Raw genomic sequence first — 10,752 nt, forward strand, 5'->3', positions numbered from 1 at the left:
ACACGGGGAAAGTACCAAGGGCCGAAAGGCCTTGGGACTGTTTGGCCGCTTCACGACACGATGACGATGCCAAAGCGCTGGATCGTTCGTGTTCATTGGCCTTTCCCCATCATCGGTCCCCTGGGTAGACGAACTTACGAGTGATGAGATGTTTGGCATCGCTCAGAGTTTCGTCGGTGATTCGTCCCGCTTGATCGAGGCTGAGCAGCACGTTCATGCCCGCAGCCGGATAACCCAACACCAAGCGAAACTGCCCGTCCTCGCCGGGTAGGCGCACCGCGACGGGCGCAGTGCCGTCCGCATATGGTTCCTGCGCGAGAAAGAATTCGCTCGACAGGCTCAACTGCTGAGGTTCGGGACCGATGCTTGCGGCATCACTGGTCACCGACTCGTAAAAGGTGAGATCTTTCTGAGCGCGAGTAGTCGCCACAACTCGCGCGAGTTCATTGTCCCCGCTCTCAATAGGCCACGGAATCAACAGGCTGACAGTTCCGCCTCGCCACCCTGCCGCCGCAACCTCGAGCGTGAGCACGCTTTCGCCCAGCGGCCAATCGGTTACCGCCACGAAGCATCCGGATCCACACCCTCGCAAGGAGAGCGCAGTGTTCACCCCACCCATCCGCACTGCGCCGATCAAGGAGTATTCCTGGTCCGGTTCCTGAGCGTAGTAATCGTCTCGGCGAGGTGTCGACAGTCGGACCACCAACTGCCCTTCGCTGGCGGCGACGCTCACCCCGATCTGTCCGGCCAGTGTTCCCAGCGGCAGAACCGGACCGATGGCCGCCGGTGGACCTGGCTGGGCGGGTGAGTTGGCAGGCGCGGTCGAGACCAGTGCAGCACTGATGGCGAGTACCGATATCAGGAGGATGCTTTCGATGCGAATCCGATTGCGCAGCTTGCCGACTGGGTCATTTCTGCGCATCGTCCGGCGCGCCGATATCGCCACACCCGAGGCTGCGATGACGAAGAGTAGTTTGATCGTCAGAAGTTGTCCGTACGTGGTGGAAAACATGGCGGTGATGGGGATCAGCAACAATGCCGAGATCGTACCGGTGGTCACGACGACGATGAAGGTCCACAACGCAAGTTGCGTGTATCCGGCCATGACCCACCGAACTGCAGCATGCTCGCCCCGCCAGGCGAATACAGTGCGGACCGTGTGGAGTAAGGCACCGACCCAGATTGCCGCGGCCACGAGATGAACGGCGGTGAGAAACGCACCCCATCCCGGGGCGACGACGTTTGCATGCGAGCGCAGCCCTTCGGCTGCAATGACCAGCAGAAGGGCTGCGCTCGCAAGTCTGGGACGCGCTGCAGTTTTCAGCGCCAAGGCCAACACGAGCCCACCGGTCTCGACGAGCAAGATGATGCCCACACGTTCTTGCCATAGCGCAGCAACGTTGGACGAGGCGGCGATCGAAACCATAAGGCCTGCAACGCCTACCAGTCCAATGCAGGTGCCGGCCGGCGACCAGGTGCGTAACCTCTTCAGTGAAGGATTCTCGGCGTAGGCCACGGAAGTCGATCTCTCCGCGACAATTGTTCCGAGTGCGATGGCGAGCCCGACGAACAGCAGCCACCTGAGCACGGTTTCCGTCCACGAGGTCGAGGAACTGTCGTTGCCATCGCTACTGTCGGTCAAAGCGAGGCCGACGGCAAACCGAAAGTCCTCCTCGACGAGGTCACCATCTGCGCCGATCACTTGCCACCGGACAGTGTAGGTGCCCGGCGACGGAGCATCCGAGAGTCGGGAGGTTATTGCGCGGCCGCCCTTCGTCGACTCTGCCGCATCCATCAGGCTCTCGCGGCCGGTGTCGTCCAGGACTTTGATTGCATCGGTCCCGGGGGTGACTTGCTCGTTGAAGATCAGGGTGATGGTTTGCGGAGGCTCGGAAACGGCAGTCTCCGAGCCAGGTTCGGTAAAGAGCAGCGTGGGGTGAGCGTTGGCGATGCCAGCTCCCAGAACCGCAAGGACTCCCGCGACGAGCACAAGTGTGATGCTCTGGAGCAATCGAAGGAACAACGACATGTTCAGGTCAGTTCAGGGCATACAGCGACTGAGAAGTCGCCGCGTACGCGCGGTCATAACTCGCCGCAGTCAACGCTTCAACAGCACCGACATTAGCGCGTTTCTCCCAGTCTTTCCCTTCCCTGCTTCGCCAGGCGAATCCATCTTGATCGACCCCCCACAATGCATCCGATGCACCCGCGATCAGCACCAGAGACGGCGCTCCAGGGACGTCCGTGAAGGTTCGTGCATTGTCGTCGCTGTACTGAACACCTGACGAGGTGACAGCCCATGCCCCACTATCGGTGAGAGCGAGGGAGGCGGCACCCACCGCAGCGCCGGATTCCCACGACATGCCCTGATCCATCGACACTTTAACTCCGCTGACGCCGTCGAAGCCGACGAGTGTCTTGCCGTCTGTGGCTAGAGAATGGAAGTCCACTTTTCCCGCGAGCGAGCTATCCGTCCAGGTTCGGCCACCGTCGCTGCTGGTGCGTAGACCAAGGGGGTTGGCTGCGCTGCTGGACGGACCCGGATGACCTGAGGAGAAAAGCGTGTCACTGCCAGTCGTGCCCGCCAACCCCATCAAATCGTCGTCGGAATCACCCACTCGCACTGTGTCACCCGAATCTCCGATAGCGAACAGTCCGCGATGCGTACCCGCCAGGACGGTGCCGTCGGCGTTGATATGCAACCCGTGCAGATGATCAAGTTCGGATGTGAACTCCACGCCTGGCGTGGAGGGGGCGACGGACTGCCCAGCCTTGTCGTCGCTTACCTGCGCAGAACAAGCCACGAGAAAGACGGCGATGAGAGCGGTGCCAACGATCCCCACGATTGGGGACGTTCGCGTACGACGACTATTGGGCATCTGAATGATTCGTCCTGTACTCGAGGGATGACAACGATTCCGGGCGACCGGCACCGCATCTACTAAGGTGCATAGTAGATGAGGGTGTCGCCTGGTCGAGAATTCGCCCCCAGTAGTGCTCGAGGAATGCTCGCCGCCGAACCCCGCATCTAATACCACAGGGGGGTATAATTGGCCTCGATGTTCCGTGAACAGGTCGACGGGATGGCGGGGCGTCGAGTTCGTCCCCGGCGCGACCGGCGCTGGCAGGAAGATTGAACACAGCACGGCCGCACTGTCTGCCCCGGCTGGCAGAAAAGATGGAGAGCTCTTCTTATGTCGTCACCAACCCAGAGGATCCTGCAGTTGGCGAAGCACCCATCCGTGCGGGCGGTCGCTCAATGTGCCTTCTTGTGTGCCGTTGCCGCACTGCAACGTAGCCAGGGAAGGTTCAATCGATCGTCGCCCACCATGCCGGCGACATGATTTCGAATGTGGACCACTACGGGCAACGAGCACCAGGAGAATCTCGTGGGCGCAACCAATCCAGTTGATCCAGGCCGTCGCGACAATGCGACCCACGGATACATCAGTGCAAAAGACTCGTACCTCAAACGCCTCAAGCGCATCGAAGGCCAGTCGCGAGGGCTGCAGCGAATGGTTGAAGAGGAAAAATACTGCATCGATATTCTTACCCAAATATCGGCGATGACGAAAGCGCTGCAGGCGGTGGCGATGGGATTACTCGAAGACCATCTCAGTCATTGTGTCGTCGATGCCGCTGCAACAGGGGGGCCCGAATCCGACGCCAAGATCAGGGAGGCCACCGAAGCGATCAGACGACTCGTGAATTCGTAAGGATCCTTCCATCTGATTTCCAATAACGATCTACTAGTCGTTGGGTCAGTATTTCGACTCCCAGACCTATCGAAACTCATTTGCGTAGAACGTAATTGCATTCGAATCATGTTTTCGAATGCGGGCCAGGATATGTGACATTCTTCGTGCAGTCTGCCCCTGTCAGCGGTCGAAGTGTGGGCTCAGCCGCCTATGAGTGCGCATATCCTGACAAGCTGCTGTTGTCGCTCCGGTGATCGTGGTTCTCCATATCTTCTCGCCGCGGGATTCGGCGCCCTCGCTGCTTCTGTCGTCGTGATCGGTGTCTCGGGTCGTGTCTGCCGCCATATGCATTGCCACCAAAACACTTCCACCAAACTGGGTACGGTCCAGGCAGTGTCGACGTCGCTGTGGGTGATGCACGATGAGCCCGAGGAACGGTTGCGGAGAGTTGCGCTCCTCAACTGCCGCGATTTCTCGAGATGGCCACGATTTCGGGTAACCGGCACCGTACCTACTAAGATGTATAGTAGATGAGGGTATCGGCTGGCGGTGAATTCGCCCGACAGAGCTCGGGAATTGTTCGCCACGGAACCGCTTCCTATACGGAAGGGGGTATAGCTCGATTATCAATGTTCCATGAACTGGTAGATGGGATAGCGGCGGCGTCGAGTTTGTTGCCGGAGCTGGCAGGGAGATTGAACGCAGCCCGGTGCGCAGCCGCGCTGCTCAGCCTGGCTAGAGGAAAGATTGGGAGCACTTCTCATGTCGTCACCAACCAACTCGTTGACCGAGGCATCGGTTCGGTCATGGGGCGAAGGACTTTCGGAGGAGTCGGAGCTGCTCGAGTTCAAGGCTGCCGACGCGTTCGGCGCGAGTCGGCGGGATAGAAAGCCCAACGGGTGGACTCAGATGCAAGAGCGAGCGAAAGACGTCGCCGCGTTCGCTAACAGTCGCGGTGGGCTGATTGTGCTCGGTGTGAACGATGTGGCCGCATCATCCTCCGTCAGTGAAGAGGGCCGTTTGCAGCCGCTGGACCCGGACCGGATAGATGCTGCGATCGAGCAGTACCGCAAAGACGTGAGTGCGTATGCGCAGCCCATCCCGTTGTTTGACCTGTTCACGGTGCCGGTCGCGAATGGCGGATCCTACGTGGTGGTGGTTGTTCCGCCAAGTGTGCAGGCACCTCACAGAGTTTGTCCGCGCGCCGAACGATCGGGGTGGTGGAGCCCGACTGTATGAGTCCGGCAGTGTCCGAGAACGGATCGATATCTGCAGTCGCTCTCCCGCCGTCTGTCATGTAGACGACGAGGGATTTCAAGGGTGGATGCTGTGTGGTGGACAGGGTTACGGTCACTGGATCTGCGACGCAGATGCCGCGGGCGACGCCAATGTCACTTGCCCGTCTCAGAACTGGTATGCCATCGTCGAGGACGCACAGTCTCGGTTCCTTCCGAGCGAGGGGATAGTTCCGGAACTTCGGCAGGGGAGGACCTGCGCGCCATTCCCCACCCGTGGGGGACCTGTTCTGAGGGTTACCCTTTCGGCGCGGAGTCAGCTCGGGATCGGAATGGCACGGGTGGCGACAACATTTTCAGGTAGGTGCCGTGCCCCTGCGTATCGCGGACTACTTCACCGCCGCAGGTCATCAAATGCAACTCACGTGGTCCGCCCTCTCTTTGGAAGACCCCATCCGGAAGTCGCTGCTTGACGAACCTCTCCATACGAACAACTTTCCACCGTACGACGGCACCGTCTTTGGTCAGGTAGACGGCATCGCCGGGAAGCAGCGTGTGTAGCGCACCAATCCTTGATGGGCGTTGTCCACATGGCGGCGACGAGGATTGCCACCATCGAGGCCGGAGGTAGCGGCAGACCCGCAGCGCCCAGATCGCCTACCGATTCGAGTCATCGCCGGGGCGCTCTGTGTGAAAGGGATCATGAGCGGTGAGCTCCATGCCTGGATCAGATTGACTTCTCTGCACTACGCGAGTCGTGGGTCAAGTCCAAATGCGGGGAGGTGGCACTCGAACAGGCTCTAGTTCGACGGGGGAATGTCAGCCTGTCGAGGTGTCGCGTACGAGCGTATGACGGAGAACGTCTCGCACGTGCAGTCCCGGATCGCGCCGAGTCTCGAACATCAGTTCGTCCGGGACCAGCTTCGAAGTCTGCTTCGGTGGGGCATTCCTGAAGGACTGCGCGGCGGAGCGACGTACTGTCTCGACACTGCTTTTGGGGAAGACGAGCAGTCGGACGTCAATTCGTGATGCCCGGCCCTCACGTGATGTGTCGGCTCCAGAAGTCGTCGCCGGCCCAACCCTGCGGGACGCCCATCCCAGCCAGGTTCATCTGGGGACGGGTGTTGAGCAGCTCGTGGAGCCGCCGGGCCCAACTGCTGCGTGGAGATACGGAGTCGAGCACCGACTGCAGCGACACCAGCACCGGGTAGAGGCGCTTCCTCGACCGATCCGGTAGAGCGTCCGTCCCCTCCAGCCACGAGACCGTCGGTGAGTTCGGGATCGCCGGGTAGACGCCGAGGCCGACGTTCCACAGCCGCCCGTGGTGCGCGCAGACGTTCCTCACCCGCACGTAGGTCTGCAGCCAGGACTCCAGTACCGGCGCGGTCAGTCCGATGCTCCTGGCGACCGCCGTCCGGTCGGCGCGCCGGCTCAGGTTGCGGTACGCGCTGGCCAGCTGTCCGATCGTCAGGGTCTCGACCATGAGCCAGGACGGAGGGAGTTCGGGCGAGCCGTAGGTGGTCAGGTAGTGCTCGAGGGCAGAGCGGTGGACCAATGAGTCTTCCCCAGCGTCCGGCGAGCCGCGTAACCGCTCGTCGCAGGTGTCCCGGACGATCTTCAGGAGTCCGGTGTGCTTGCCACGGTCCCGGAAGTGTTCGGGGTCCATGTACCAGTGCGGGTCGTCGTAGGTCGTCGACATGTGGTCGGTCAGCGCCGCGCGGACGGCGACCTCGACGCGCTCGAGTGCGTCCATGACCAACAGTCGCAGCGCCCGGTCGAAGACGTAGAGGTCGAGCACGTCGTCGAACGCCGTGCCCTCGCGGAAGAGATGGTCAGGTTGTCCCTGCTGGAAGGGGATCGTGTAGGGCGAGAGCCGGTAGTAGCCGATATGGCGCAGGTACCGTCCGGCTCGGTCCGGGCCCGGGATCTCCAAGCCGCGTTCGGAGAGGCGGTCGACGAGCTCATCGAGGCTCAGTGGCGGTTTGTCGTAGTCGAGGGAGCCGCGAGGTCGGGCCGGTCGGTGCGGGCGCGGTGGTCGAGACATCCGGCGCTCCTCCTGACCCGTGGCAGAGAAAATCCCCCAAGTGCGCATCGTGGAGAGGCGTGGGGGATGTAGTGCAATCAGGTTAACACGAGTGGAGCACTATGAGTGGGCGGCCCCGGTGCGTCGAGGTCGGTGTGGACCTCGACGATGTCGAGCGACGCCGAGCGGGCAAACTCCTCCGTCGACTGGTTCTGCAAGGCTATTTCCCGGAGCCAGGCGAGCTTCACACTGATCCAGGCGTTCCAGCTTGCTTCGGTTTCGCTCACGTTCTCAGCTCCTTGCGTCGTTTTCGATCAACTCGGCCGCGGCCTGCGCTGCGGGCACGTTGTGCACAGACGAGTACCCTCGCGATGACATAGATGGCTTCGCCCCCAGAGTGAGGATCAGAGTGCGCTTCTACGTGCTCGCGAGGTTGAGACTTCGCGATGGAGTCGATGAAAGTCGTAGCTGCAGTGAGCCGTTCGATACTTGCCGCTGCATGGAACATGCTCACTAACGGCGCACCAGAAATTTAGTTGACTTGCTCGTCTCCGATGCGATCGACGTGGTCTGGACCTGGGTGGACGACACCGGGGACCATGGGGTTTTCGTAGGTGAATTCCACCTTGCCGAAGGATCCGCTTGAGATTGGTGGGGGGTCGTTGTCGGCGATGATGAGTTGGAGGCGTTTGCCGTAGATAGTAGCAAGTGTCCTGAAATGGTCGTAAATCTGGGCGGCACGTTCTCGGTCGGAATCGTTGTTGCCGAACGCTTTACGGGGTGAGTCGATGACGAGTAGGGAGGGGGTGAGTACGTCAGAGTGGTCGAGCCCGAATGCGAGGAGGGTAAGGCTGTAGGCGACGTTGATGGAGGTAGCGATACCGCCACCGGACGCCTGCTGGCTTTCGAGGGGTTGGCCATTGACGATGGGCAGGTAACTGTCGTTGTCGATGACGGCGGTGTCGACCCAGGGTAGGTTCCAGTTTCTGAGCAGATCCCCGAATTTCCTGCTGAGCTCGTCGATCACTGTTGCCTGTCGGGCCGCGAGTTTCTGAGACATGTTCTTGATGTCCTTGTTGGTTTGTCTGCGTGTTTTTTTGATCTCGCGTATGTTCGCCTCGATCGCACGGACGCGGGACCAAGAATCCCGTAGCTGGGTGACTGCGTCGATGCTGGCCTTGAGCGTGGCGACGCGGGAACTGGCATCGGCGATCGCGTCGAATCGCGGGGCAACTACGTCGCGGCTTTGTGCGTCGAGTTCCCTGCGCAGGCTGCTGACGAGAAAGCTGGCTTGCTGAGCCTGTTGATGCGCAGAGTGCAGGTGTGTGATGTCGGACTGTTCGATGTGGTGTGCGTCGTCGAGTTGTTGTCGCAGCACCGCGCGGGTTTCTTCGATTGCGGCGGAATCGATGTCTGCTTCCGCGGGGTCCGGTTGCAGACACACGACGCAGTGACCCTCGGCGATATGTCGGGCGGTCAGCGATTGCATGCAGCGCGGGCAGGCGACGAACCGGAATGGGGAGAGTTGGTCGATGGCGGCGGCGGATCGGTTGAGTCGAGAAACGTCGAGTTCGACCTGTGCGACTACGGACTGTCGCGCCTCGACCAATTCACGCGCGGCGACTACTTCTTCTTCGGTCTCTTGTGCGATCTGAATGGCGTATCGCAGTTCTTCACGCAACGCCGTGTCGGCGGCGGACTGCTCGGAGAGCTCAAAGCGTAGAGCGGTCAGTGTCGATTCGGCTCGTTGCAGGGTGTCGCGGAGTTCGGTGAGTTCGGCACGCAGTTCGTCGTCGCTTCGAGGATCGGAGGCGAGCAGGAACGCATCGACGCTGTTGTGCTCGGAGGTTTTCGATTTCAGCTCATCAGTGAGTGCACTGGCCGTGCGTTTGAGTTCCATCAGCGCACTGTTAGTGAGCGCGAACATCAGCCGGAAGAGTTCTTTGCGTTTGGGGTCGAAGTACGAATCGAGATGGCCGATGACCTGGCGGTCGATCTCGCGGGCCTGCATGTAGATGTAGGCGTACAGGTCGTTGAAGGTGAGGTTCTGGGGACGCGAAACCCCGTCGCGTCGGGCCGCGACCTGTTCGCGTGGGAAGCCAAGCGTATCGAGAAGGTAGTCGGAGATAGTGGTCTCACCCGGCGTTGCCCGTGTGGGGAAGGATGATCGCAGTGTGAGGGTGTCGGGATCGAGCAGATCTACATGGTTGGCGGGGTCTCCTTCGATCGCGCGTTTGACGACGAAGCGTTCGGGGCCTACTTCGATCTCTGCTTGAACGGACAGTACGTTCTCGCGGACTGCAGGGGTGAGCATGGCGTTGCCGCCGACGGTGTGCTTGAGGAGCATGAGCAGGCTGGATTTGCCAGTGCCAATGGGGCCGGTGATGACGGTGGCTGGCTTGTCGAACCGGTAGGTGCGCTCAGCTTCCGCGGTCGTGACTGTGAGAGACAAGAAACGCAGGTGGACGGACATATCAGTTTTCCGTTCGCCGTGAACGGTCTACCGCGTCGGGCAGACCGTCGTAGATGAGATTCGTCAAGACCGACCCTGACTTGTTGAAATGCCTCTTCAACACCTTGATGCGGTCCGCGACTATTGACCACTCGGGTGTGGCGGCAAGGGCAGTCGAGGCTGCGGCGCCTTCGGGGGTGACCAAGAATTCGGATCTTGCGTTGTCGCTGTACGTGATCAGGCCTCGTGCCGCGAGTGAACCAAGGACACTGTAGTAACGCTGGTCCCACGGGCCGTACTTGTAACGGGTCATTCGGCTTTCCACGGCCAGGCGTTCTGACGCCGTCGGGGCTGTTCCTTCCGGCCAAGACTTCACGCCGGAGGGAAGGAGACGTTCCAACATTGCGGGATAACGCAGTAGAAAATCGAGTTTGGCGAGCTTGGTCAAGCCCGCCACGCCCTTCTTGGCCGTGGTGAAGTGGGAGATGAGCAGAAGAACACGAGCCTGGTGGTAGTGGGCTTCGCGTTGCTCAGCTGCACGTTGTTGATCGCGCATGCGCGCTACTGCGGTTTCGAACTCGAGACTTTGTGTCATGAGGGCTCCTCGTCCGTATCGAACGGTTCGGAGAAGTAGAAGCGACACTCGTCGCATAACTGATAAGCCAACCCGCGCAGGTGCAGATCGTTAAGCGGGAATGGTGGGGAAGACGACAGTGCATCAACAGTGAGGTCTTCGGCCATCAGCTCGTTCATCTGTGCGCCGTATGCGCTTCCGTCAGGATGCTTGGCGCGTGCGTGTTTGCGGCATTTGAAGGTGGTATTGAGGACATCGAACGAGAGGTTCGTCAAGTCGGCTTCGTCGCCGATCAGTCCGGAACGTCGCCCCGACCACGTGGTGAACCATGCTGAGCGAAGGGATTCGGCAAATTCGGCTTCGTCCGAGGGAACCTGGCCACGACTGAGCTTGCGCCGAAGTTTGTTGCCGCCTGGCGCAGCCACCGGCGCCTGGCCTCGCGGGATGGTGGGAGGCTGCACATTCGTGTAAGCGAATTCCTCGTAGATGATCGTCCGGGTTAGCCGGCGTCGGCTGATGCGTTGCTGTAGCTGGGTGTTGTAGCGCACCCGGGCTGGGTCAGCGATATGCACCGCGAGCTGGCCGCGACTCTCCTCGTCACGGTTGGCTCGTTCGATTCGGTCCACGATTGCTTCATAAGTGGCCTCAAGATCGACATTCATCAGCTCGAGACTTTTCACGGCGGGTACTAGGTGTATGAGGCACGGACGTTAGTTACGCGGTGCCGGCGGTAAGCGGCAGGCGGTCGTCCTCCGCGTGCTGAATGCGGT

9 protein-coding genes are annotated in these 10,752 nt (G+C 60.6%); 2 read left to right on the forward strand and 7 right to left on the reverse strand.

All coding sequences use genetic code 11. The features are described from left to right. Positions 1 to 109 precede the first annotated feature (109 nt). Together R4P70_RS29910 and R4P70_RS29915 are read right to left on the reverse strand one after the other, a co-directional pair. Positions 110 to 2,029 carry a copper resistance CopC/CopD family protein gene (locus tag R4P70_RS29910; RefSeq protein WP_317833278.1) on the reverse strand — a complete coding sequence of 640 codons (1,920 nt, stop codon included), beginning with the start codon at positions 2,027 to 2,029 and terminating at the stop codon, positions 110 to 112. 7 nt (positions 2,030 to 2,036) lie between these two features. Then, on the reverse strand, positions 2,037 to 2,879 hold the full coding sequence (locus R4P70_RS29915) for a F510_1955 family glycosylhydrolase (protein ID WP_317833280.1): 843 nt from the start codon (positions 2,877 to 2,879) through the stop codon (positions 2,037 to 2,039). Between the two features lie 510 nt (positions 2,880 to 3,389). Here R4P70_RS29915 and R4P70_RS29920 point away from each other — a divergent pair. Both R4P70_RS29920 and R4P70_RS29925 read left to right on the forward strand, forming a co-directional pair. Further along, the gene (locus R4P70_RS29920; RefSeq protein WP_317833282.1) at positions 3,390 to 3,716 is read left to right on the forward strand and encodes a metal-sensitive transcriptional regulator; all 327 of its coding nucleotides are present in this window, start codon (positions 3,390 to 3,392) and stop codon (positions 3,714 to 3,716) included. Positions 3,717 to 4,460: 744 nt separating this feature from the next. Further along, positions 4,461 to 4,937: an ATP-binding protein gene (locus R4P70_RS29925; protein ID WP_317833284.1), complete on the forward strand. Its 477-nt coding sequence runs from the start codon at positions 4,461 to 4,463 to the stop codon at positions 4,935 to 4,937. 1,035 nt (positions 4,938 to 5,972) lie between these two features. On the opposite strand, the gene R4P70_RS29930 is transcribed toward R4P70_RS29925, so the two are convergent. The 5 genes from R4P70_RS29930 to R4P70_RS29950 all read right to left on the reverse strand — a co-directional run bounded on the left by R4P70_RS29930 (position 5,973) and on the right by R4P70_RS29950 (position 10,662). Next, positions 5,973 to 6,977 (reverse strand): Abi family protein, encoded by a 1,005-nt coding sequence (locus R4P70_RS29930; RefSeq protein WP_317833286.1) that lies wholly within the window; start codon positions 6,975 to 6,977, stop codon positions 5,973 to 5,975. Positions 6,978 to 7,054: 77 nt separating this feature from the next. Then, positions 7,055 to 7,243 (reverse strand): hypothetical protein, encoded by a 189-nt coding sequence (locus tag R4P70_RS29935; protein ID WP_317833288.1) that lies wholly within the window; start codon positions 7,241 to 7,243, stop codon positions 7,055 to 7,057. 245 nt (positions 7,244 to 7,488) lie between these two features. Beyond that, the gene (locus R4P70_RS29940; RefSeq protein WP_317833290.1) at positions 7,489 to 9,429 is read right to left on the reverse strand and encodes an AAA family ATPase; all 1,941 of its coding nucleotides are present in this window, start codon (positions 9,427 to 9,429) and stop codon (positions 7,489 to 7,491) included. A gap of 1 nt (position 9,430) precedes the next feature. Continuing rightward, positions 9,431 to 10,003, reverse strand: coding sequence for a hypothetical protein (locus R4P70_RS29945; protein WP_052416902.1), 573 nt, complete (start codon positions 10,001 to 10,003; stop codon positions 9,431 to 9,433). Then, positions 10,000 to 10,662 (reverse strand): hypothetical protein, encoded by a 663-nt coding sequence (locus tag R4P70_RS29950; RefSeq protein ID WP_317833293.1) that lies wholly within the window; start codon positions 10,660 to 10,662, stop codon positions 10,000 to 10,002. The genes R4P70_RS29945 and R4P70_RS29950 overlap by 4 nt, the downstream gene beginning before the upstream one ends. Positions 10,663 to 10,752 lie beyond the last annotated feature (90 nt).

Source organism: Rhodococcus sp. IEGM 1241 (assembly GCF_033142365.1).
In the GTDB taxonomy this organism is placed as follows: Bacteria; Actinomycetota; Actinomycetes; order Mycobacteriales; family Mycobacteriaceae; genus Rhodococcus_F; species Rhodococcus_F erythropolis.

Bases quoted from the DNA above. Each gene is read 5' to 3' on its own strand.
- R4P70_RS29910 (WP_317833278.1), bottom strand. From the start codon at position 2,029: ATGTCGTTGTTCCTTCGATTGCTCCAGAGCATCACACTTGTGCTCGTC.
- R4P70_RS29915 (WP_317833280.1), bottom strand. From the start codon at position 2,879: ATGCCCAATAGTCGTCGTACGCGAACGTCCCCAATCGTGGGGATCGTT.
- R4P70_RS29925 (WP_317833284.1), top strand. From the start codon at position 4,461: ATGTCGTCACCAACCAACTCGTTGACCGAGGCATCGGTTCGGTCATGG.
- R4P70_RS29930 (WP_317833286.1), bottom strand. From the start codon at position 6,977: ATGTCTCGACCACCGCGCCCGCACCGACCGGCCCGACCTCGCGGCTCC.
- R4P70_RS29940 (WP_317833290.1), bottom strand. From the start codon at position 9,429: ATGTCCGTCCACCTGCGTTTCTTGTCTCTCACAGTCACGACCGCGGAA.
- R4P70_RS29945 (WP_052416902.1), bottom strand. From the start codon at position 10,003: ATGACACAAAGTCTCGAGTTCGAAACCGCAGTAGCGCGCATGCGCGAT.